This is a genomic window from Nocardia alba NBRC 108234 (genome assembly GCF_001612665.1).
In the GTDB taxonomy this organism is placed as follows: Bacteria; Actinomycetota; Actinomycetes; order Mycobacteriales; family Mycobacteriaceae; genus Nocardia; species Nocardia alba.
This window is the reverse complement of the sequence record NZ_BDAX01000025.1, coordinates 159,863-182,353: the sequence shown is the minus strand read 5'-3', so window position 1 is coordinate 182,353 and position 22,491 is coordinate 159,863. Positions and strand designations below refer to the sequence as shown.

General features: G+C 67.1%; 24 protein-coding genes and 1 tRNA gene. 9 read left to right on the top strand and 16 right to left on the bottom strand.

Annotation, left to right across the window (positions count from 1 at the left end; all coding sequences use genetic code 11):
- Nucleotides 1-82: 82 nt before the first annotated feature.
- Nucleotides 83-1,933, top strand: coding sequence for a TerD family protein (locus NA12_RS25620; RefSeq protein ID WP_067456476.1), 1,851 nt, complete (start codon nt 83-85; stop codon nt 1,931-1,933).
- Here NA12_RS25620 and NA12_RS25615 read toward each other — a convergent pair.
- Nucleotides 1,930-2,220, bottom strand: a complete 291-nt coding sequence (locus NA12_RS25615; RefSeq protein WP_067456473.1) for a hypothetical protein — start codon at nt 2,218-2,220, stop codon at nt 1,930-1,932. The two genes, NA12_RS25620 and NA12_RS25615, sit on opposite strands and share 4 nt — an antisense overlap.
- A gap of 212 nt (nt 2,221-2,432) precedes the next feature.
- Here NA12_RS25615 and NA12_RS25610 point away from each other — a divergent pair, with 212 nt between their 5' ends.
- Nucleotides 2,433-2,705, top strand: a complete 273-nt coding sequence (locus NA12_RS25610) for a hypothetical protein (protein WP_067456470.1) — start codon at nt 2,433-2,435, stop codon at nt 2,703-2,705.
- Nucleotides 2,706-2,871: 166 nt separating this feature from the next.
- Here the strand turns inward: NA12_RS25610 and NA12_RS25605 are convergent, their stop codons facing one another.
- From NA12_RS25605 to NA12_RS25575, 7 genes are all read right to left on the bottom strand, one after another.
- Nucleotides 2,872-3,360 (bottom strand): FBP domain-containing protein, encoded by a 489-nt coding sequence (locus NA12_RS25605; RefSeq protein ID WP_067456467.1) that lies wholly within the window; start codon nt 3,358-3,360, stop codon nt 2,872-2,874.
- A gap of 117 nt (nt 3,361-3,477) precedes the next feature.
- Nucleotides 3,478-4,701 (bottom strand): vWA domain-containing protein, encoded by a 1,224-nt coding sequence (locus tag NA12_RS25600; protein WP_084473102.1) that lies wholly within the window; start codon nt 4,699-4,701, stop codon nt 3,478-3,480.
- Between the two features lie 51 nt (nt 4,702-4,752).
- Nucleotides 4,753-5,373: a response regulator transcription factor gene (locus NA12_RS25595; protein ID WP_067456461.1), complete on the bottom strand. Its 621-nt coding sequence runs from the start codon at nt 5,371-5,373 to the stop codon at nt 4,753-4,755.
- Nucleotides 5,261-6,511, bottom strand: a complete 1,251-nt coding sequence (locus NA12_RS25590; protein ID WP_243655071.1) for a sensor histidine kinase — start codon at nt 6,509-6,511, stop codon at nt 5,261-5,263. Before NA12_RS25590 ends, NA12_RS25595 begins: the two co-directional genes overlap by 113 nt.
- Nucleotides 6,511-7,323 (bottom strand): ABC transporter permease, encoded by an 813-nt coding sequence (locus tag NA12_RS25585; RefSeq protein ID WP_067456458.1) that lies wholly within the window; start codon nt 7,321-7,323, stop codon nt 6,511-6,513. Before NA12_RS25585 ends, NA12_RS25590 begins: the two co-directional genes overlap by 1 nt.
- The gene (locus tag NA12_RS25580; RefSeq protein ID WP_067456455.1) at nt 7,320-8,246 is read right to left on the bottom strand and encodes an ABC transporter ATP-binding protein; all 927 of its coding nucleotides are present in this window, start codon (nt 8,244-8,246) and stop codon (nt 7,320-7,322) included. The genes NA12_RS25585 and NA12_RS25580 overlap by 4 nt, the downstream gene beginning before the upstream one ends.
- Nucleotides 8,247-8,337: 91 nt before the next feature.
- On the bottom strand, nt 8,338-9,015 hold the full coding sequence (locus tag NA12_RS25575) for a hypothetical protein (RefSeq protein WP_067456452.1): 678 nt from the start codon (nt 9,013-9,015) through the stop codon (nt 8,338-8,340).
- A gap of 38 nt (nt 9,016-9,053) precedes the next feature.
- On the opposite strand from NA12_RS25575, the gene NA12_RS25570 reads away from it, so the two are divergent.
- The 4 genes from NA12_RS25570 to NA12_RS25555 all read left to right on the top strand — a co-directional run bounded on the left by NA12_RS25570 (nt 9,054) and on the right by NA12_RS25555 (nt 11,833).
- The gene (locus NA12_RS25570) at nt 9,054-9,674 is read left to right on the top strand and encodes a TetR/AcrR family transcriptional regulator (protein ID WP_067456449.1); all 621 of its coding nucleotides are present in this window, start codon (nt 9,054-9,056) and stop codon (nt 9,672-9,674) included.
- 68 nt (nt 9,675-9,742) lie between these two features.
- Nucleotides 9,743-10,264, top strand: coding sequence for a nitroreductase/quinone reductase family protein (locus tag NA12_RS25565; protein ID WP_243655072.1), 522 nt, complete (start codon nt 9,743-9,745; stop codon nt 10,262-10,264).
- A gap of 118 nt (nt 10,265-10,382) precedes the next feature.
- Nucleotides 10,383-11,162, top strand: a complete 780-nt coding sequence (locus tag NA12_RS25560) for an ATP-grasp domain-containing protein (RefSeq protein WP_067456446.1) — start codon at nt 10,383-10,385, stop codon at nt 11,160-11,162.
- 14 nt (nt 11,163-11,176) lie between these two features.
- Nucleotides 11,177-11,833 carry a class I SAM-dependent methyltransferase gene (locus tag NA12_RS25555; protein WP_067456443.1) on the top strand — a complete coding sequence of 219 codons (657 nt, stop codon included), beginning with the start codon at nt 11,177-11,179 and terminating at the stop codon, nt 11,831-11,833.
- Nucleotides 11,834-11,886: 53 nt separating this feature from the next.
- Here NA12_RS25555 and NA12_RS25550 read toward each other — a convergent pair.
- The 3 genes from NA12_RS25550 to NA12_RS34380 all read right to left on the bottom strand — a co-directional run bounded on the left by NA12_RS25550 (nt 11,887) and on the right by NA12_RS34380 (nt 13,768).
- Nucleotides 11,887-11,960: transfer RNA gene (locus tag NA12_RS25550), tRNA-Ile, on the bottom strand.
- Between the two features lie 378 nt (nt 11,961-12,338).
- The gene (locus NA12_RS25545; protein WP_067456440.1) at nt 12,339-13,343 is read right to left on the bottom strand and encodes a zinc-binding dehydrogenase; all 1,005 of its coding nucleotides are present in this window, start codon (nt 13,341-13,343) and stop codon (nt 12,339-12,341) included.
- A gap of 89 nt (nt 13,344-13,432) precedes the next feature.
- Nucleotides 13,433-13,768, bottom strand: coding sequence for a hypothetical protein (locus NA12_RS34380; RefSeq protein ID WP_084473094.1), 336 nt, complete (start codon nt 13,766-13,768; stop codon nt 13,433-13,435).
- A gap of 64 nt (nt 13,769-13,832) precedes the next feature.
- On the opposite strand from NA12_RS34380, the gene NA12_RS25535 reads away from it, so the two are divergent.
- Nucleotides 13,833-14,345, top strand: a complete 513-nt coding sequence (locus NA12_RS25535) for a UCP032817 domain-containing protein (protein ID WP_084473093.1) — start codon at nt 13,833-13,835, stop codon at nt 14,343-14,345.
- A gap of 9 nt (nt 14,346-14,354) precedes the next feature.
- Here NA12_RS25535 and NA12_RS25530 read toward each other — a convergent pair whose 3' ends face one another.
- The 4 genes from NA12_RS25530 to NA12_RS25515 form a co-directional block, all read right to left on the bottom strand.
- Nucleotides 14,355-16,127 carry an SDR family oxidoreductase gene (locus NA12_RS25530; protein ID WP_067456434.1) on the bottom strand — a complete coding sequence of 591 codons (1,773 nt, stop codon included), beginning with the start codon at nt 16,125-16,127 and terminating at the stop codon, nt 14,355-14,357.
- Nucleotides 16,128-16,158: 31 nt separating this feature from the next.
- A complete protein-coding gene (locus tag NA12_RS25525; protein ID WP_067456431.1) occupies nt 16,159-17,253 on the bottom strand; it encodes a PDR/VanB family oxidoreductase in 1,095 nt (364 codons plus the stop codon).
- On the bottom strand, nt 17,250-18,152 hold the full coding sequence (locus tag NA12_RS25520; protein ID WP_067456428.1) for a metal-dependent hydrolase: 903 nt from the start codon (nt 18,150-18,152) through the stop codon (nt 17,250-17,252). Before NA12_RS25520 ends, NA12_RS25525 begins: the two co-directional genes overlap by 4 nt.
- Before the next feature lie 165 nt (nt 18,153-18,317).
- Nucleotides 18,318-19,076, bottom strand: coding sequence for a rhomboid-like protein (locus NA12_RS25515; protein ID WP_243655073.1), 759 nt, complete (start codon nt 19,074-19,076; stop codon nt 18,318-18,320).
- Between the two features lie 20 nt (nt 19,077-19,096).
- Here NA12_RS25515 and NA12_RS25510 point away from each other — a divergent pair, with 20 nt between their 5' ends.
- Nucleotides 19,097-19,369, top strand: a complete 273-nt coding sequence (locus tag NA12_RS25510; RefSeq protein ID WP_067456425.1) for a plasmid stabilization protein — start codon at nt 19,097-19,099, stop codon at nt 19,367-19,369.
- A 122-nt stretch (nt 19,370-19,491) separates the two neighbouring features.
- Here the strand turns inward: NA12_RS25510 and NA12_RS25505 are convergent, their stop codons facing one another.
- A complete protein-coding gene (locus NA12_RS25505) occupies nt 19,492-21,525 on the bottom strand; it encodes a CocE/NonD family hydrolase (protein WP_067456422.1) in 2,034 nt (677 codons plus the stop codon).
- Nucleotides 21,526-21,680: 155 nt separating this feature from the next.
- On the opposite strand from NA12_RS25505, the gene NA12_RS25500 reads away from it, so the two are divergent.
- The gene (locus NA12_RS25500) at nt 21,681-22,334 is read left to right on the top strand and encodes a TetR/AcrR family transcriptional regulator (RefSeq protein WP_067456418.1); all 654 of its coding nucleotides are present in this window, start codon (nt 21,681-21,683) and stop codon (nt 22,332-22,334) included.
- The last annotated feature ends 157 nt before the right edge of the window (nt 22,335-22,491 follow it).

Below are 22,491 nucleotides of genomic sequence, written 5' to 3'. Positions count from 1 at the left end.
CTGGGACTACTAAACCCCTGTCATCCCCCAACCACCCCAGCACCAAAACCCTGTCAGACCCACATGACATCATGCGAGCACCATGAACCTCAGCAAGGGTGCGCACGCGCCGGTCCCGACATCGCTTCTCGCCGTGGTCGTTTCATGGCGGTCGGCACACACCGTAGACGCGCACGCCCTGCTGGTCACCGAGTCGGGCCTGGTCCGCACCGACCGAGATTTCGTCTTCTTCAACGCACCCCGCCATGCTTCCCAGTCGGTAACCCTCGACCAGGAGCCCGCTCCAGGCACCGCGCGCCTGAGCATCTCGCTCCCCCGCACCGAACCCGATGTCGCCCGCATCGTCGTCAGCGCGTCCCTGGACGACGCCACCTTCGACCAGCTTCCCGACCTCACCCTGACCGTGCACGCCGCCGACGGCCCGATCGCCCAGTTCACCATCGACGGCATCGAGGATGTCCAGGCGATGATGTTCGGCGAGTTCTACCGCCGCGACGGCCAGTGGCGGTTCCGCGCGATCGGCCAGGGATGGTCGGGCGGTCTGGCCGGTCTGGCCGGCGAATTCGGGGTCACCGTCGACGATCCCACCACCGCGCGACCCGACGACAGCGCGCGTGTACCCGCGCGATCGAATCGAGCGGCCACCGCCGACACCGCGCGCACCACCGACCGCGCGCACTGCGCGAGTGTGCCGTCGCGACTCGACGGGTCGGCCGCTGCCGCCGATGTGTCCGAGGCCGACCGCAGGGCGAACGGGTCGCCCGCTTCCGGATCTCCGAATCCGGCCGCACCCCGACCCGACGGACCGGTGTCGCCCCGCCCGCCCGCCCTGTCGCGCCGCGTCATCGACGTGCCGCCCCCGCCGCCGGTCGACCCGGAGATCGCCGACTGGCACCCGGATCCGGAAGCGCCCGATCAACTGCGCTGGTGGGACGGGCAGGAGTGGACCTCGAGCGTCCACCCCCACATTCACGATCACCGAACCCGATGCACCCGCTGTGGTAACCCCCTGCGGCGCAAACTGTTCGGTGGTCACGGACCGTGTAAGAACTGCGCCGCCGAGGTCGAGGAGTTCCTCACGCACTGGCGCAACCGCGCCAGGCGCGTGCTCGCGGGCCCCGGGACGATGTCGGTGGAGTGGACCGAGGTGTGGGCGGCACTGCGCTTCCAGCGCATCGACGAGGAGCGCGGCCGGACACTGCTGCGCGAGGCGGGTGTGACCCAGGTGGAGCGGATGGTGGCGTTCGCGTTCGCCGACGGTGAGGTGTTCGCCGAGGAGTTGGATGCCTTCGAACATGTCGTCAGCGAGCTGGCGCTGTCCGGCGGCATCGTCGACGATCTGCGCCGCCGAATGCATCGCGGCCGCACCCTGTCTCGCTTGCGCGCCGGCGAACTGCCCACTGTCAACACACCTGGTCTGCACCTGGACCCCGACGAACGCGTGCACCTCGATCTACCCGCCGTTCACCTCCGCATGCTCGCGCGCGGCCCGCGAAATACCGAGGGTCGCTTGATCGGCAGTTCCAAGAAGCTACGTTTCGTCGGCGACGGTACCGGCATCGAGTTGCCGTGGAACCGGGTTGTCTCGGTTCACCCCGAGCACGGCACCGTTGTGCTCGCGGCGACCTCGGCGCGCGGCGGCGCGACCTTCGGCGTCGCCGACCCCGATTATGTGGCGGCAGCGCTGGAAGGCGCACTGCGCGTGTCGAAACGCCTGGTCCTGACACCGGGACAGCGGGACAGCCGCAGTATCTCCCAGGATGTGAAGGCCCAGGTGTGGCAGCGCGACGGCGGCGCGTGCGTCGAATGCGGCGACGGCCACTACCTGGAGTTCGACCACATCATCCCGCTCAGTCGCGGTGGCGCGACGAGCGTGACGAACCTGCAAATCCTGTGCCGGGCCTGCAATCGCGCCAAGGGCGCGCGGATCTAACCGAGGATCGCGTTCATGATGGTGCCGCCACTGGTGGCGATGACGCCGCCGATCATGGCACCCGCGATCATCTTCGGTGATTCCATCGAACTGCCGGTCCACTTCTCCCAGGCGAACTTTCCGCCGGCGACCGTGATGGCGAGCACGCCCGACAGGATCATGAACCAGGTCAGGTACTGAACCATTTTCATGATCTTGTCCGACAGCGGAGGCGCTTCCGGGGTCGGATTGCCGATCTGCGCGTACGTGGTGATGGTGTCGGCCATCGACGTCAGAATGATGCTCATAGCCTGCTCCCCTATCGCGTGACGCGAACTGCGTTCCAGCCCTGCCGTATTCGATCGTGGTCCAGGATACGGGCGCGAACCCCCTGCACACCAACAAAACCGATCGGTTCGATCGGATGGGCACCGACATCGTGGCACCTGACCGGATACCATCAGTGCAGAGTTGTTCGTTCTTCGTCGTTCCGTCCCTCCGAGCTACCGAGTGAGACCCCATGTTCCTGGCCGCCGTCACCGATACCTTGGCGCAGATCGGCAATCCGACCCCCGAAGCACCACCACTGTCGAACAAGATCTTGCAGCTGGTCAGCTACCTGACCTGGTTCATCCTGTTGTCCGGCATCATCGCCATCACTGTCGCGGGCGGAAAGTTCGCCTGGGAGAAGTGGACCGGCAGTTCGATGGAGTCACCGAAGATGGTCGCGGGCGCGATGATCGGCGGCGTGGTCGCCACCAGCGCGGGCACCATCATGAACGCGATGCTCTAGGTTCCCGCTCCGCTCGGGACGGCCCGGGAACAGCCCGGGCCGACTCGACCAGTCGGGAACACATCCACCCGAGTTCTGTTGAGGTTCAACAGAACTCGGGCCCGCTGGACTGTCGAGTGTCGGCGCACAGCATCTACCTCCTTTGTCGTCGGGTGGGTCGGTTCGGCTACGTGTAGAGCCGGTCCACGAAGGCGTTCAGGTTTTCCACCACGCGCTGGGCTTTCTCCTGCGGTGTCAGATCCTCGCGATACCGGCTGCCCATCGACGGGCGCTTCTTGTTGCGCGCGTACAGCGAGCAGGCCAGATCGGTGCACATGTAGCTACCGACCGTGTTCCCCTTGCGCCCCGACTCACCCGTCTTGCTGGCGGTCATCAGCGAAACACCGCCGCCGGAATGCGTGGTGAGGCAGATGGTGCACATCTGCGTTTTGCCCGATCCGCCGGTCTCGTGCCGCAGCGCGACGCTGACCAGCCCGTCCGCCCGCGGCACCGAGATATAACACCGCCCCGCGTACGAGGGGTCGGTCCAGCCGAGGAAGTCGAGATCCTCCCACGGGCGTTCACCGAGGTCACGCGGCACATTCAAGCGCTTGGCGTCACCCTTGGAACAGTTGACGAACGACGACCTGATATCGCGTTCGGTGATGGGTTCCATGCGTTGATCCTTCCAGTCTGTCAATCACAAACGGTAGCCACGCTAACGACCCCCACCTGCGAAGACAACCTGTTTTCCGACGACCGGTGACGAACGCCGCGGCCGACGCAGGCGCTGTCAGCGCAGAATCCCCGCGCTGCGCGCGGCACGCAGCCAGTCCGGGAATTCACCGAGCAGCCTGCCGTACAGCTCGGCGTCGCTGATCTGGTCGATGTCGTCGAGAGCGAAGAAGCCCGCGTTGTCGACAACCCTGCCGTCGAGTTCGTCGAGCGTGCGCAGAACGCCGAAGTTGGCTGTACCGAGGCCGATGAACTGCCAGAAGGCGGGCAGGTGGGCGGCCTCGCGCATCAGGGCCGCGATCTCGCGCTTCTTCGCGAACCCGCCGTCGGTGAAGAACAGCACCAGGGTGGGCTCGGTCAGGGTGTCGATCACCGCGCGCATGATCGGCAGTTCGTCGTTGCGGCCGCCGATGGCGTTGTAGTCGACGCCCTGGTGCGTGCCCTTGAGATGGAGATAGGTGTGCGCCCATTGCTCCCCACCCGCGACGGTGATGTCGGGCAGTTTCACGTAGGTGAGCGCGTAGAGGTAGGCCTCGAGCACGCCGTCGTCATCGAGTTGCGTGGCGACCGGGATCATTCGCTCGACCACCCGATGCACCGTCCCGGCGCGATACATCTTCTCCATGCTGCCGGTCTTGTCGATCACCAGCACCACCCGCGCCTTGGCGCCGAAAGCGCTCTTGTCGATCAGGACTTTCGCGACCTCACGCTTGCGCATGTCCAGCTTCTGCCGCTTCTCGAACGACAGCGCCGCCTCGCCGGCCACCGTGCGAACTTCCGCGACCGCGTCCGGCTCGTCGTCGACACTCACCCCGTGGTCGGTGACCAGGTCGGCGAAGCCACCCGCGTAGCCCTGCCCGACAGCGCGGACCTTCCACTGCTCACCCCGGCGATACAGCTCGAGCGCGATCACCACCGACTCGCGATCGAGTCCATCGATCACATACTCGTGCAGCACATTCCCCGCACCGTCAGCGACCGAGGCCACCGGCGACGTGGCACCGCCGAACGTATCCCCCGCTGCCGCGACAGTGATCACGGCACGGATCTGCGCGATCTCTGTGGGTACCGCACCGAACGACACCTCGAGCCCCGCACCGTCGAGCCGAACCCCCGGCGCCTGCGGCTGATTGAAGAAGACGAAGTCCGCGTCCGAACGAACCTTCCCGGTCTCGGTCACCAACAGCGCCGAGAGGTCCGCGGCCACCCCACCCCGAACCGACAGCACGACCTCCCCCGCGACCAAGCCCGCGTTCTGCCCCTTGACCAGCGCAGCAGCCATCGTCATCCCTCTCCTCGCACCGTAATGCCCCACACCCTAGGCGAATACGGGCTAGATCCAGCCCTTCTCACGTGCTTTGAGGGCGGCTTCGTAGCGATTGGACACCCCGAGTTTGGTCATCGCCGAGGACAGGTAGTTGCGGGTGGTGCCCGGGGACAGGTGCGCGCGTTTGGCGATGTCCTCCACGGAGGCGCCGTCGGCGGCGAATTCGAGCACATCGGCCTCGCGGGCGGTGAGGACGGTGTCGCCCGCGCTGATGGCCTCTGCCGCGAGCTCGGGATCGACGTAGCGGCCACCATTGTGCACCGACCGGATCACTTCGGCCAGCGTCGCCGCCGACGTCGTCTTGGGCAGGAACCCGCGCACGCCCGCCGCGAGAGCGCGCTTGAGATAGCCGGGCCTGCCGTGGCTGGTGACGATCAACGTGCCTGCGCCAGGGGTGATTCGCAACAGCTCGACGGCGGTGTCGATGCCGTCGATACCCGGCATCTGCAGATCGATGACGGCGACCGCGGCCGGCTCACCGTCCTCGGCCCTGCGACGCCACGCGGCGACGAGTTCAGCGCCGGAGCCGACGTGGGCGACGACCTCGAGATCGGGCTCCAGGCCGAGCATCGTCGCCACGGCGGCGCGGATGAGGGTTTCGTCGTCGGCGAGGAATACGGGAATCACTGATTCTCCCAATGGATTTCGAGGATGAACTCGTCGCCGGAGGTGGCGATGTCGAGGTCGCGCCGACGGCGGCGAGTCGTTCACCGAGGCCGCGCAGCCCGGATCGTTCACCGATCGCGCCCTGCGGACGGTCGTTGCGCAGCGACATACCCGCCCCGCCGAGCGTGAGTGTGGCCATCGTCGCGGCCGAGTGTTCGACGATATTGGTGGTGCCTTCCCGCACCACCCAGGCCGCGACCTCGTGAAACGCGGTCGGCACCTTGGCCGCGTCACCCTCGACGACGAGTTCGCACCCCGCCGCCGACAGCAACGAACGCGCTCCGGCCACCTCTGCGCGCAGATCGATATTGCGATAGGCGCGCACCAGGGTGCGCATCTGTGCCATCGATTCGACCGCGAGCGTTCTGACCTCGTTCATCTCGGCCACCGCGCGATCGGCGTCACCTGCCCGCGACAGTGCCACCGCCAGTTCGCTTTTCACCGCGATGGCGGAGAAGCCACGGCCGACGACATCGTGCAGGTCGCGCGAGAAGCGCAGTCGCTCCTCGGCGACCTGTAGTCGCGCCTCGACTCCTTTGGCTCGCTCCAACTCGTCGACAACCCCCAGACCCCACACCGTGAGCCACGTCAGCACGATCGCGAACACCCCGGCCAGCAGGAGCCTGACCGCGGCCTGGAGGCCCGCGCCCAGCGACTCCGCGCCGACCACCAGCGGGGTGGCGGCGCTGAGGCCGAACAGAATCCACCACTTACGCCGCGCGAACGGGATGACGGAGAACAGGGCCAAGAACGCCGCCGAGATGCCCACCACCCGCGCGCCGTCGACGGTCGCCGCCTCGTTCGCCAGGCGGACGACGATCCCGCTGGTCATCCACAGTGCGACCAGTGTGGCGGCGGCGACCGGCAACGCCCACGGCCGCGCGACCACGCCGGGGACGGTACCGAGATCGGGTTGGGCCTCCACCGCGCCCATCGCCGCGATCCCCCCGATGACGATCGCGAGCACCGACCACACCGAGTCGGCGGCGATCGCCAGCGCGACCACCAGTACCGCGACGGCCGCCTGGAACGTGACCCGCGAATAGAGCCGGAACTTGGCGGCCCCCGACAGTTCATGCCACCAGGCGGTCGCGCGCATCACCCGCGATCGTCCCAGCGGAAGCTCTTGCGGGTGAGCACGAGCGCCAGCACGGTCCATAGCGCCAGTGTCGCAAACGGGCGGCCGGATTCGGTGACGGTGTCCGCGAAGCCGAGGGCGGCGTCGGATTCGGCGAACGCCGGCAGCGTGCCCGACGTGCCGAGGGAGATCAGGTCGGAGACGGCGGCGAAAGGAGTCCAGTCGGCCACCTGCGCCAGCCGGTCGGGCAGCACGCCACGAATGGAGGACATACCGAGCATCGCGATGATCATCACCGGCAGCGAGGTGATCTGCGCGGCCTCGGCGTTCTTGGTGTACGCGCTGGTCGCCAGGGCGAGCAGGGAGAACAGCACCGTCCCGCCGACGAGCGCGACCACGATCGCCAGTGGATTGACCGGCGCGGGGGTGCCGGTGCCGTAGACCACCGCGGCGATGACAGCGGTGCACGCCGACGTCATGACGGCGCCCGGTACGGCCGGAGCGAGCTGGATCTGCCAGTCGGCGGCCTCGCCGGTGCGCAACCGTTTCAGAACGCCTTCGCTGCGGCGGGTGGTCACCATCGACAGCACCGAGTAGTACTGCACGAACAGCAGGGCGAGCAGCGCGAGCAATTCGAAGGTCACCGCCGCCATCGCCGCTGTCGGCTCGGCGTCTCTACGGGCGATGAGGAAGGTGGCCAACGGGATTCCGATTGGGAACATCGTCGCCATGTAGACGAGGGTCTTGTTGCGCCGGAACTGCAGCCATTCCGCCTTGGCGAGCGCGGCGAGCGGTCGGCGGCGAAATCGGTTTGCGGGCAGGGTGGTGGTCATCGTGCTCCGATCAGGGTGGGAGTGGTTGCCTCGGCGATATCGAGAAAGACCGATTCCAGCGACGCGGCGCGCGCTTCGAGCCCGGTCAGGCGAACGCCCGCTTCGCGCGCCCAGCCGAGCAGCTCGAACAGGTGACCTGGTAAATCGTTGGTGGTGATGGTGACTCGAGTGTGCGATTCGACGCGCGCGCCGCGGAACTGCGGCACGGGCAGGCCGGGGTGGTCGAAGGCGATCCGCGCCGGATGGTCGTCGACGATGTCGCGCAGTGTGCCCCTGCGGGCGATCGCGCCCTTGTGCATGATCGCGATCTGATCCGCCAGCGCTTCGGCCTCGTCCAGATAATGCGTGGTGAGAACCATCGTCACCCCCGCCGCTTTGAGATCGGCGAGCAATTGCCAGGTGCCACGCCGACTTTCCGGATCCAAGCCGGTGGTCGGTTCGTCCAGGAACAGCAGGCGAGGCTGTCCGAGTAGGGCGCAGGCCAAATCGACGCGGCGCTGCTCGCCCCCGGACAGTGAGCCGACCCGCACATCGGCACGGTCGGTCAGGCCCACCTGCGCCAGGACAGCGTCGGCGGTGGTCGGGTCGGTGCACGTCCCACGCCACATTTCCAGCGTCTCGGCGACCGTCAGCTCGGCGGGTAGCCCACCCGACTGCAACATGATGCCGACCCTCGGGCGAACCTGGTCACGGTGGCGGAGCGGGTCGAGGCCGAAGACTTCGACCTCGCCCGCCGAGGGAGCGATGAGCCCCTCCAGCATGTCGAGGGTGGAAGTCTTTCCGGCGCCGTTGGTTCCGAGCAGGGCGAACACCTCGCCCTCGCGCACTTCGAGGTCTACGCCTGTGACAGCTTCGAACGCGTCCTCGCCGCGACCGTAGGTGCGGCGCAGCCCACGCGCGCTGATGACATCTGTGTTTCTCATACCTTCTACGGTGGTCGACGGGCGGCGGCGCCAGTAGTAGGCGCAGTCACCGATCGCCGATGGGATTCGCATGGGTCGGCCATGACAGAAGTCATCGCCGCTCGGCGGTACGCACGAGCGCGACGCCGTAGGTGATGAACCAGACCGACCACAGCAGCCAGCCGGACAGGCCGAGGAGACCGAGCGGTCCGGCGTGGTCGATGATCAGGGGTGCGAGGGTCGCCGCGGTGAATTGCAGAGCGGCGGCGAGGAATCCGATGGCGGCATGCCATGGTGCGACCAGCCCGCCGAGCCTGCCCGCGATCGTCAAGCCGACCAGTGCCGTCGCGAGAAAGGTGCCGTTCAGCGCGAGCAGCGCGTCGTGCAGCGCCCACAGCGCGCCACCATCCCCACCTGACGTGCCGAGGGCATAACGGATTCCGACGATCACGATGAAAGTCGCGTTCTGCAACAGCAATCCGGCGAAGCCGACCAGCGACCACCCCGTGCCCGCGGTGCGCTCGGCCTGACGCAGTGCCACGAGCACACCCGCCCCGAACAGGACAGCGCACAACCAACCCAGCGGTACCGGTGCCATCGCCAGCGCCACCAGGTCGCGATGGTCAACGAAGAACGCGATGGCTGTGTCCGCGTCGGTACCGGGTTTCGGCAACCCGGCGGGTGCCAGGATCAGATTGGCTCCCAGGATGACAAGCGCGAAACCGATACCGGCGATCCCCGCGACCCGTTGAAACCGCACACCGTCCCGCATATTAAATTTTTCACTCATATTGTTAATATAGGTACCGTAAAACGAAAGGGGAACCCGTGACCACCGACCCGCCCCGGCGTCGCTACGACTCACTTCGCCGCACGCTCCAGGCCCAGGCGACCAGTACCGAGATCGCCCAGGCCGCCCGTCGGCTGTTCGTGGAGCGGGGCTGGGCCGCCACGACGGTCCGCGACGTTGCCCGCGAAGCAGGCGTCTCCGTTCCCACCGTGTACTCCGCCTACGGCAACAAAACCGGCCTGATCCAGGCGATAGTCGATGCCGCCGATCTCTCCGCCGACGCACCCCGAATGCTCGGCACCCTGGAAGCCGCCGAAGGCGACCCCCGGGCCCAACTGGCCGCCATGGCCGGCTACGACCGGCGCCTCTACGAGCGTGCCGCCGATGTGATCGCCCTGATCCGCGAGGCCGGCCGCACCGAACCGGCCCTGGCCACCACCTACCTCGACGCCCGCCACCGCGCCGACCTGACCCGCATCGAGGTCTTCACCTCCTGGCCCCCGGGCACCCTTCGTGAAGATCTCCCCACCTCGGTCGACATCTACGCCGCCCTGTGCACCATCGACGTCTACACCACCCTCACCATCGAGCGCGGCTGGTCCCCCGACCGAGTCGAATCCTGGTGGACCGCCACCCTCGCCCGCGAACTTCTCGCTTGACGGTTTCCCACCCACCGACCGACAACTCATCTACTATTTTTCGTAGTAGACCGAACACTGGAGGGGCAGTGAGCGATCCGAACAAGGCCGATCCCGACACCACGAGGTCGTTGACGGCACGACTGGTGGCGTCGAGTTCTCAATTCTTGAACAAGCGCGGCATCTACCTTGGCCGCCGATCGACGAAACTCCATGTGGCCCTGTACCGCCGGACCGGTGGGCGTGTGGGCGGCCGTATGCCCGCCTGGCCCGACGCCCGAATCCTGCTCCTCGACCACGTCGGCGCGAAAACCGGCACCCGCCGAACCTCGCCCCTGATGTACCACGCCGACGGCGACATCCTCGCCCTCGCCGCGTCGAAAGCCGGTCAGCCAACCCACCCCGCCTGGTTCCACAACCTGAAAGCCAACCCGGACACCACGATCCGAATCGGCGCCGAGTCCTACCCCGTCCGGGCCCGCGTCGCCACCGACACGGAGCGAAACCTACTGTGGCCGAAGTTCGTCGAGCTCTTCCCGAGCTACGCCTTCTACCAGCGCAACGCGGGAACCCGCACGATCCCGATCATCATCCTCACCCCACGCACCTGATCTCACCCACCGCCGGTTCGCCGACCTACGGCCGAATTTCGAGGACTTCGGCTGGCGCACAAGTAATTTCCTAGCGATTTGCCGAAGTCGCAACGCTGTCTGCGTGCAAAATCAAGACATGAGTTTCACGGTGGCTTACCTGCAGTACGCCGGATCCGGCCCGATGCGTCACGAGGAGAAGCTCCTCACGCAGGGCTTCGCCAGACTCGGCGTCCCCGTCCGCCACTACAGCCTCAAGCGGATTCAACGCAGGCAGTTGGCTTTGGGACTCGGCATGTTCATCGCCGGGGACATGGCCGCTATGCACGGCGCGATGCGCCGATTGGGCATCCCGCTACCGCAGCCCGACGACTATCCCGAAGTGCTCCGCGGCTTCCTGGGCCGGAAGGTATGGGCGTCGACACTGGGTGAGATCGAGCGCTCGATGGACAGCGGCTCCTCGCCACCGGTTTTCGTCAAACCCGCGGACCGCCGCAAGGCCTTCACGGGCTCGGTCTGCTACTCCGAACACGACTTCGCCGCCTGGGGCAACGCGAGTCGACGCCAGCGCGTCTGGTGTTCCGAGGTCGTCAGCTGGGTTTCGGAATACCGCGTCTACGTCATAGGTCAGCAGATCGTCGCTGTCGACCACTACGAGGGCGACAAATCCATACCCTTGAACATGGCCACGGTCGAGTCGGCGGTCACCGCCTACCACCGTTCCGGAACCGCCCCCATCGCCTACGCCATGGATTTCGGCGTACTGGCCAACGGCGCGACCACCCTTGTCGAGGCCAACGACGGCTATGCCCTCGGCGCGTACAACATCGCCGCCGACCAGTACACCGCCCTCCTGGTGAATCGATGGCGAGAACTACTCACCGCCGAGGCACGGCCGACACGTCCCCTGAGTTTCTGACATAGCCTGCGTTCGTGGACGTCGAACCGAATACTGTTGGCTGGCTAGAAGATACGCGCAGGTCGTACGACACGGTCGCTGCCGACTATGCGGACCTGACGCGCCATCTGCTGGACGAGACCCCGAATGAGCGCGACGCCCTGGCATTGTTCGCCGAACTGGTGTCCGCTCAGGGCGGTGGGCCGGTCGCGGACGTGGGCTGCGGGACCGGCCGGATCACCGCCCATCTGTCCGGACTCGGCATGGATGTGTTCGGCATCGACCTGTCGTCGCGAATGCTCGAGATCGCTCGTCGCGACCACCCCGAGCTCCGGTTCGATCTCGGCTCCATGACCGACCTCGCGCTAGCGGATGCCTCGATGGCGGGCCTGGTCGCCTGGTACTCGCTGATCCACATCCCCGACCACGAAATCGGTTCGGTCCTAGCCCATTTCCGGCGAGTGATCCGACCCGACGGAATGCTGCTGCTCGGCTTCCACCTAGGCGAGACATCACAGTTGTTGACCCAAGGCTATGGCGGACACCCGATGAACCTCACCGTCCATCGCCGTCAGCACACCCGAATGAACGCCTGGCTCGAGAACGCGGGCTTCGCTGTCGAAACATCCAGCACGCTCACCTCAGCCGAGAGCAAACTCGGCGGAATCACCATCGCGCGCCGGATACGCTGATCGCCCCCTCTCAGGGACGTCGATCGAGAAATACGCAGTTCAGAGGGGGTAAGTGGGGCGGGTGGGGCTCGAACCCACGACCAGCGGATTATGAGTCCGCGGCTCTAACCGACTGAGCTACCGCCCCGCGCCGCGAGGTCTGCGCGGGCGAGTCGCATGGTACCCGGCGGAGTGCGGGGTTGACCACTCGACGCGGCTGTCATGTCGGGCGAGTGGGCGGTGTGGTCGCGGGAACAGCAACGGCGACCGGGGCGCGACTCGGACTGAGTCGCGGCGACCGATCGCCGTGGTGTGCTACACCCAGGAATAAGGGTTACGAGCTTTCGACTCGCTGGCCACCCCGCACTCGGACGTCGTGTTCACGACGCTCGAGGGTGCCCCCTGGGTTGCTGGCCAATTTGATGACTCCAACTACCAACAACAGAACCGCGGCGATAGCCACGATGATTATCAGTCCCTGCACGGAACATAACTTAACGTGTATTCCGTTGCAGCGCACAACAAGTTACAATGACGCGCCGATCGTCAACAAGGTACGACCGAGGGCGGAGCGGCTTTCGATCGCGGAGTGCGCCCGCCGCACCTGATCGATCGGGAAGGTTTGTCCGATCACCACCTCCAGCCCGCCGTCGGCGACGGCTGCCTGAGCGCGGGCGGTGATGCCGACCCAGTCCACATCCTTGCCGACGATATCGAACAGACCGAGCACCGTGACACCACGGGCGGCAGCGACATCGGTGCCACCTGTCGCGAAATCGCCTGCGGCGGAGCCATATCCGAGAAATGTTCCGGTGTCGGCGGCCACGGTCGACGCCGCGCCCCCGATCTCGCCGCCCGCCCCGTCGAACACGACCGCCGCTCCCCCGCCGGTGATCTCCCTGGCGCGAATCTCCCAGCCGTCGACGGAGTAATCGACAACCGCAGTGGCGCCCAATCGTGTTGCGAGGGAAAGTTTTTCCGGCCCACGGGCCGCGGCGACAACCCGCGCGCCCGCCGCGATCGACAGCTGGATGAGCAACGTGCCGAGACCGCCCGCGGCAGCGGTGATCAACACCCATGAATCCGGTCGCACGCCGGCCCTGTCGAAGACAGCGAGCGCGGTGCGACCATCGTGCGCGAGGCCGACGGCCTGCTCGGTGGTGAGGCCGTCGGGGATCTCGGTCAGGGTGGCGGCCTTGGCGAGCGACTGCTCGGCGTAGCCGCCGATGGGCAGGCCACCGCCGATGCCGCTGGCGGCGGTCTGGGTGACGACGCGCTTGCCCAACCAGCGGGGATCGACCTCGGCGCCGACCGCGCTCACCACGCCACCGATCGCACCACCGGGGACGTAGGGCGGGCTCAGCGGGAAGAAGTCCTGACCCCAGCCACTGCGCAGCCGGGTATCGAGGAACATCACGTCGGCGACCTCGACGTCGACAACCACCTCGACCGAATCCGGCTGCGGCGTGGGAACTTCCACTACCTCCAGGACCTCTGGCCCACCGAATTCCTTGACCTGCACCGCACGCATAGCGACTCCTTCGTGTGTTGACCGAACGAGTCAAGGATGAAACCTGAAGTCGAGTTCAGGTCAAGGGCGGTGGGGCGTAGGTCACACGATCACGAACCGCCGCCACAGCTGCTGCCGCCACCGCCACAGCTGCTGCTACTCCCACCGGAGCAACTGCTGCTACTCCCACCGCTACAACTGCTGCCGCCACCACAGTTACTGTTGCTTCCGCCGCCGCAACCGCCGGCCGGACCGCCCGGATCCCAGGGCTCGCCCGAGGTCCCGTCGACGTAGCCGGTCACCCCGGCGGCTCCGGCCATCCAGCGGCGATCCACCGGCGGACGCTGTTCCTGCGACTGGGTCAACTTCTGGATCAGCAGCACGACGACGGTCACCACCACGCCGATCGTCACCGCTACGACACCGAGCACGATCATCAACACCATGTCCGCAGGCTAACGCCATAACCCGGCCGAGGCACCCCCATCGTCAGTGGCCTTACAGTGAATTGTGGCGTTCTCCTTCACCCGGCCGGGCAAACAGCGAGTCGACCTTCGCACCGTCGACCGCACCGTCGCCGCCCTGGTCCTGCCCGAAGCGATCTTCAAGACCTCGCCGTGGCAGCCTCGCGAACTCGTGGAAACCGGTCTGCGCCAATGGTTACGGTGTTGCGGCGCCGCGATTCGCGATGACCAGGTGATCGGCATGCCCTCGCACGCGGTCGACGAGGCGTGGCACGGTTTCATCCTGTGCACCCAGCTCTACGCGACCTTCTGCGCACAGGCGTACGGACGTTTCCTGCACCATTTCCCCGAGGGCGTCGGGGAGAGCACGCAAGATCACGGCACCATGGTCGAACAGCTGGGCCGCACCGTGGTCGCCTGGACGTTGGTGGCGCGACCGGACGAGGAATGCGTGCTCTGGGATCTGGACCGAAAGGTCGGTGTCGAGAATGCGTGGGGCGTGGACGCCCGGCACGTCGCCGCTGTGGAGGAGCAACTGCGCCGGACGTCATCGATCTGACCAGCCGAGCTAGACCAGCTTCATCCGGCGCGCGGCGAACCGCACCGCGCCGGGTGCGAGCCGGTTGAGCCGGTACTGCACCCACGACTCCGGCGTCACCGGCACGATGTCGCGCCCGGTCCGCACGGCCTTCACGATCTGCGCCGCCACCCGGTCGGGGGTGTAGCCGCGCCGCTCGTACAGCTTGTCGAACTTCTGCTGCGCGGCGGCTTCCTCGTCGGCGGAGACACCCGAGATGCGGGTGGTGGCGACGATGTTGGTGTGCACGATGCCCGGGCACACGGTCGACACCGAGATGCCGCGGTCGGCCAGTTCGGCACGCAGGCAGTCGGAGAACATGAAAACCGCCGACTTGCTGGTGGCGTAAGCCGCCATGTCGCGCTGCGGGCTGTAGGCGGCCATGCTGGACAGGTTCACGATGTGTCCGCCGAGGCCGCGATCGGCCATCGCCGCACCGAAGGCCCGGCAGCCGTTGACGACACCGCCGAGGTTGATCCGCAGTACGCGGTCGAATTCCTCCGAGGGCGTGTCGAGGAATCCGCCCGCCTGGCCGACACCGGCATTGTTGACGAGGACGTCGGGCACGCCGTGTGCGGCGATCACGGTGTCGGCGTGCGCGCGCACCGCGTCCTCGTTCGACACATCGAGCGGGTAGGAGTGCGCCACACCACCTTCGGCCGCGATGAGCTCCGCGGTGGCCTTGGCGGCGATTTCGTTGACATCGGAGACCACCACGTCGGCGCCGAGTCGGGCGAAGGCCAGCGCGGTCTCGCGGCCGATACCGCTGCCGCCACCCGTGATGACCACCAGCTTGTGTTCGAATTCTCTTCGCGTGGAGCCTACTTCGGCCCTGGCCAGCCCACGAGCGACACCGGCGCCGTCGAGCGCGTCGATCAGCTCGGTGGTCGCGGTCGCGAGCAGCTCCGGATGGGAGAACGGCATCCAGTGCCCGGCGGGCACGTCACGACGCCACAGCCGATCGGTCCACTTGCCCGAATCGTCGTAGCCGGCGGGCCGCACGGCGACATCGCGTCCCGCCACGATCAGCTGCACCGGTACCTCGGTGCGACGCTCACGCGGGGAGAGCATGCGCGCCACGATATTCGCGCGATAGATCAGCAGCCCGTCGACCATGTCGCGACGGAAGGTCGAGCCGAGCTTCACATTGGCGGCGGGGGTGTCGTTCATGATCGACACCGCGCGCTGCCACAGCTTTTCAGTGCCGATGGCGTTGAATGTGGCACGCGGCAGTCCGGGCGTCATGAAGAAGAAGGTGTAGGCCGAGGAGGCCAGCTGGGTCACCGGCTGCCACACATTGCGCAAGGTGGGGCGGGAGAGCCGGTCGCGCACCCAGGCGGACAGGTGGTCGAGGTTGGGGCCCGAGACCGAGGTGAACGAGGCGACGCGCTCGGTGGCCCGCGGTTCGCACACCGCCTCCCACACCTGCACCGAACCCCAGTCGTGGGCGAGCACATGCACCGGGCGGTCGGGGCTCACCGTGTCGATCACGGCGTAGAAGTCGCGCGCGAGTTCGTCGAGGCGGAAGTCGTCGGTGCGCTGGGTGCGGGTGGATTCGCCGTGCCCACGGGTGTCGTAGGCGACCACGTGGAAGCGTTCGCTGAGCAGCGGAATCACCCGGTCCCACAGGTGATGAGTGTCGGGCCAGCCGTGCACGAGCACCACGGTGTCGGCAGCCGGGTCGCCGTATTCGAAGACGGCGATGTCGAAATCACCGCTGCGGACGGTGCGCTGGTTCGCCGGTCTCGGGCTGTCGTTCGTCATGATCTTTCGGACTCCTTGTCCAGCGGGGACATCACAGGTCGAGCACCAAACGCGCACCACGGGAACGCGATACGCAGGCCAGCAGGGCGCCGTCGGCATGGTCGGCATCGGACAGCGTGGTCTCGCGATGGTCCGGTTCGCCCGAGCGAACCCGCACCACGCAGGTGCCACAGAAACCCTGCCTGCACGAGTAGGGCTGGTCGGGTCGGGAATCGAGGATCGTGTCCAGCACGGTGCGGTCGGCATCGACGGTCACCACCGCACCGCTGGACGCGAATTCGATCTCGAACGGGGTGCCGTTCACGATCGGCGGCGGCGAGAATCGCTCGAAATGCAGTTCCACCTCGGCCATCTCGCGAACCGCGGCGACGATCGAGGAGGTCATCGGGGTCGGGCCACACGCGTAGACAGCGGTGCCCGGTCCGACATCGGGCAGCAGGTCCGCCGCGGTGGGCAGGCCGTGCTCGTCATCGGTGCGCACGATGACGTTCGCGCCGAAGCTCTCGATCTCGTCCAGGAACGGGATGGTGTCGCGACTGCGTCCGCTGTAGACCAGCGTCCACGGCACACCGAGCCGGTGCGCGAGCCGGGCCATCGGCAGAATCGGGGTGATGCCGATCCCGCCCGCCACGAAATGCAGTCGCCGCGACGGTGATCCGTGGCCGGGCACGGCGAAGGGGAAGGCATTGCGCGGCCCGCGCACCACGAAACGGCTACCGACGGGCAGTTCGTCGTGGACTTCGACCGAGCCGCCACCGCCACCGGGGATGCGGCGCACGGCGATGCGGTAGGCGCGCTCGTCGGCGGGATCGCCACACAGCGAATACTGACGCAGCCGACCCGACGGCAGTTCCAGGTCCAGATGCGCCCCCGGCCGCCACCGCGGCACCACGCGACCGTCGGAGGCTTCGAGGCGAAGACTCACCACGTCCTGATCGTGGGCTTCGATCCGGCGCTCGGTCACCACCACCGACAGGCGGCGCCCGTCGACGCGCGGTCGCAGATCACCGCGGTTGACCAGCGCGCTCCAGCGCAACCGAGCGGCCGCGATGGCGTCGATGACCTTCATCGCCGGATCGTGGCGGTGTCTGCCGTAGAGATCGGCGGGCAACTCGCGCGTGGTCACGACGCCGCCGCGCGGGCGCCGGGCGAGGCGGCCAGATACGCGATCGCCTGCGCCGTCGAGCCGACCGACTGCGGGTGGTAGCCGGGCTGGAAGGTCGACAGCGCGCTCGCCAGCAGCGACGGGACCCCGGGCAGCGCACCGCGCCACATCGCGCCGAACACCCCGGCGAGCACGCGCGCGTAGCCCTGATCGGGCAGTTGCGGATCCTGCTGGACGAGGAACCGCGCACCACGCACCAGCACGACGAGGAAGATCGGGAACACCAGCGTCATCGACGCGCAGCGCCGGACGTAGCCGACCCCGAAATATTCCGCGACCTCGTGGGCGACATTGCGATGTTCGACCTCTTCGGCGCCGTGCCAGCGGAACAGGTCGGCCATGCGCGGATCGGCGCCGAACTTCTCGAGGTCGGCGTTGAGCACCCAGTCACCGAGCCAGGCGAAGAAGTGTTCGAGGCAGGCGATGAAGGCCAGCCGCTCGATCAGCATCTGGCGACCGGCGCGATCGTCACCGCCGCGCGGGCCGAGCGAGCTGCGGAACAGGTACTCCATCTGCGCCAGATACGGGCTCACATCGACGCCGTGGGCGGTGAAGACCTCGTCGAGCACCTTGCCGTGGGTCTGCGCGTGCATCGCCTCCTGCCCGATGAAACCGAGCATGTCCTCGCGCAGCTTCGCGTCCTTGACGTAGGGCAATGCCTCGCGATAGGTCTCGATGAACATGCGCTCGCCCTCGGGCAGCAGCATGTTCAGCGCGCTGATCAGGTGACCGGCGATCGGTTCGGCCGACATCCACTGGAGGTCGACATCGGACCAGTCGAAGCGGACGTTGCGCGCGTGCAACGCCACGACGCCCGGATCGATCTCCGGGTTTTCGCTTCTCCAAGGAAATAGCTTCATCGGTACTCCTCGATCAACCGCGCACGAACCTCCATGCGCCAGGTCGCGACATTGCGCCCTGCTCGGTAGCTCCGATGATACAACTAACCATAACTGTACGTAACACCTAAATGTGTCTCCCCACTACTTACCACGACTACGACCACCCCGGCTAATAATCGGCAATCAGCGTCGCATCGAGGGCCGCCACTTCAGCAGGACTCCGATATCCCACGGACGTCCGCTCCCTCGGGTGAGCGGGTAGCACGCGAAACCGAGGGCGGCGGCGCTGGCGTGTCCGATATCGGTGAATGTGCGGTTCATGACGACCGGCGGAACCACGACCGCGAGGACCCCGAGGACGTAGATCCAGCGCCACGGCGTTGTGAATCGGTAGGCCAGGACCGCGGCGACACCGGCGAGTCCGTAGCTGACACCGACATCGAGGGCGAAGATCGCCCGCTCGGGCGCATCGTCGCTGTGAATCGCCCACAGCAGCACGCCCTGACTGAGATAGGTGGCGCCCACATGCGCGAGTATCACCACCACCAGCCAGCGCAGCGTCCCCAGCCAGCGTTCGGCGTTGGCGTGGAAGATCGTGAAGAGCACCGCGTAGGCGAACCATCCGCTGCCATCGGTCCAGAACGCGCTGGTGATCAGCACCCGCAGCGGGTCCTCACCCAGGTGGTACAGGTTGGTCGAGCGGCTACCGAGCCACTCTTCGGCTTCGTCGGGCGGAAGCAGTTCGATGATCACGGTCGTGACGGCCAGGGCCGTCAGCCAGAGGTAGGTGCCCGGCGCACTGCGGACCCACCGCCAGACCCGTTTCACAGCTTCGGCCGATGCGCCCACCAGAACAGTGTGCCAGGAACCGAGCGCCGGATCGCGGCCACCGACGGTGTTTCCCGAGTCGAGCGCCGGGTAGGCGGCTACCAGACCGCTCACCGAGCAGAAGGGATCCGGCTATGCCTCAGCAAGCATGGAGCGACAAGCGCGAACGACAGTACGAAGACATCAAGAAATCCGAGCGCGACCGTGGCCGCAGCGAGAAGCGTGCCGAGCAGATCGCCGCGGCCACGGTCAACAAGACCCGCGCCGAACACGGTGAGACCAAGGGATCGCGATCCGGCGGCGGCAAGACCCGCGATCAGCTCTACGACGAGGCCCGCCGCCGCAATATCGACGGCCGCTCCAAGATGAACAAGCAGGAACTGGCCGACGCCCTCGGCCGCGGCTGACCTGCGCGCGAGGTCGACACAGGCGGTTCGGGTCGCACTCGGTCGCGATAGTGGCAAACCCCGCCTCCGCTGTCGCGCGATCAGCGATCCGGTGCGACTTCGGAGGGGGGGTCAGCCAGTGCTCACCAGCCGGGATCGGTGTCCAGGGGGACGTTGATCCAGCTCGGGCGCGCGGGGTCCAGCTCGAGGTGCTGGGTGCGCAGGCCGCTTTCGTTCAGCAACGGCCGCAGCGGGATTCCGCTGGGGAAGTTGCCCGCGAAGACGTCGACGCGCAGGCGGTGGCCCGGCAGCAGGACACCGTCGGTGGCGCGGACGCCGATGTCGATCGTCGTCGGCTCGCCGGGCACGATCGGCGCACGGGTATCCAGGGTGAGGTACGGATACGGGTCCGTGTAGTCACCGTTGGGCGAGCGGGTGGCCTTGCCCTCGTCGATCGCGCGCAGCGACGCGGTCAGCTGGCCCTGCGACCAGACCGTCGAGGTGCCGTCGGGGGCGACATCATTCACCGTCACCGTCCAGTAGCCGTCGGTGGCGTCGAGCACGGTGTTCAGGTGGGCGGCGATCGGGCCGGAGATCCGCGTCGGCACGTTCACCGGCGTCGTGGTGAAGGTGAGCGCGGCGCCCTCGCTGATCCGGGCGTCCTTGGCGCAGACATCGGGCAGCGGAACCAGTCCGGCGGTGCCCTGCGACGCGTCGCGCGAGCAGATGGTGGTCAGGCTCGGATCTACCGAAACACGGTGCGCGGCACCGGGAGCAGTGCGCAGGCTGCCGTCGTGGCGAGCACCCGGGGCGGTGCCGGAGGCGGCGGCGTCGAGGTACATCCGCCGGTATTGCATGCCCGGGCGGGGGAAGGCGACGTCGGCGGTCCACTGCCCACTGCCCTGCTGCCACAACGTCACCGGGTCGTACCGGTCGATACCGTTGTCGATTCCCTTGAGCCACTTGTCGAACCACGCGCGCTGCAACGAATCCGCGGGCGCCGGAGCACCCGGCTGACCGAGGCCCGAGGTCACCGTGACGTGGTAGATGTCGTCCATGACGAGCTTCTTCTGCTCGGCGGGCACGTTCACCGCGTTGTAGATACGCGGAGTGGAGTAGGTGAAGATGTCGTGCCAGCCGCCGTACAGGAAGGTCGGCACCCGCACCTGATCCGGCGAGCCCACCCAGGCGGTCCGCAGCGCGCTCTCGTCGTCGAGAATCGCCGCCATCTCCGGCGGGATCTGCTCCACGTTGGGCGTGGTGAGCGCGGCGATGAGCACGTTGAAGAAGGTGAACGGGTCGCGCACCCGGTCGCGCAGCCACACCCAGTCGAATTTGCCGTTCAGCATCGACATCAGGTCGGGCAGCAGCTTCGCGCCGTCGACGGCGAGCAGCCAGGCCGGGATGAACCCGATCCCGAGCGCGCCACCGGGGGCCGCGACATCGCGGATCAGGTCGCTACCCGGCACGATCGGGAAGATCGCCTTGAGCGCCGCGGGATGGCGCTGCGCGGTATGCAGCTGGTTGATCGCCGAATAGGAGATGCCGCTCATCCCGATCTTGCCGTCGGACCAACCCTGTTTCGCGGCCCAGTCGACGATTTCCACACCGTCGAGTTGCTCACGTTCACCGAACACCTGCCAGGTGCCCTGCGAGAAGCCGGTGCCGCGCACGTCGACGACCACCTGCGTGTAGCCGCCGCGGATCAGATTCCGGTCCACGCCGAAGGTGCGGGCGGCGCCGCCCGGCAGCGCGTTCATCATGTCGCTGAGACTGCTGTAACCGAACGGCGTGAAGTCCAGGTTCTGCAGCACCGGCAGCAGCAGGTCCGACAGGCCGGGGACCGCGAGCGCCGAGTCGGCGACGTTGGTGACCAGCTTGGTGTACGGCGTCATGTTGACGATGGTGGGTGTCGGCTCGGCGACGGGCTGACCGTCCGCGCCGGCCGGGTGATAGACGTTGGCTTTCAATACGGTGCCATCACTCATGGTGATCGGCACGTCCCATTCGATGAAGACGTTGGGATACTGCTGCGGACCGTTATGGGTGGCGAGGAACTGCGCGTCGAGCCCTTCGGCATTCGGCGCTGCCTGTCCGACCGGCGCGGATGCGACAGCCCCTGCCATTACGACGACGGATGCGACCAGCGCAGCCAGCCGCCCACGATGTGTGCTCATGCTTCGGTTCAGCCCTCCACCATCGGGAACCATGACGTTCCCGTACCGGGAAGTAACGTAGCGTGGGTCACGTCCGATCGCAAGAACCCACTCGGCGCGATCCATGGTCAGCGCCCCCGCGCATCCCCCAGCGGCCACCTGACAGAATCGAGGCTGTGACAGCGTCCGAACTCGACGATGGCCGCCGGTACCGCGGCGCCGCTCCGGGGCAACGTCAGCACGAGCGCCGCATCCGCCTGCTCGAAGCCGCGACGGAGGCCTTCGGCGTCGACGGCTACCGCAACACCACCGTCACCACGATCTGCGCGGCGGCCGGTGTCGGCAAACGCTACTTCTACGAATCCTTCACCGACAGCGAGGATCTGCTGCTCGAGGTGTACCGCGAGATCGCCGCGAAGATGATCGAGGCGATCCATACCGGTCTGCGCGAGGGCGACACGGTCGATACTCAGGTGCGCGTCGGCCTCACAGCATACTTCCAGCTCATCCGTGACGACCCCAGGATTCCCCGGATCGCGTTCTTCGAGATCCTCGGCGTGAGCCCCGCCGTCGACCGGGCCTATTACGACGTGCTGGACGCGTTGGTCGATATCTGCCTGGCCCTGATCACCCCGCATGTCGACCTCGAAACCCACCCGGCCGTCAGTGTCCGCACGGTGCTGTTCGGGCTGGTCGGCGCCATCGTGGTCATCGCCCAGAAATGGGTGCTCGATGCCTACCGCCAGCCGACGGCCGATGTGGTGGACAGCGCGTGCCTGGTGGTCAGCGCGGTACTGGCGCGGATCGGACCGGACACCGACCGACGATGACGGGGAGGTGAACAGCACCGAACCATCCCCGACGCGTCTTGCCCCGCGCGCGACCTGTGCCCAGACTGGGTGTCTGATCGACAGTGTGGTCGAGATCCACGCCGCCCCACGCGGTTTCCCGCGCGCTGCGGGTCGGCGAATACCGACGAGCCGAAGG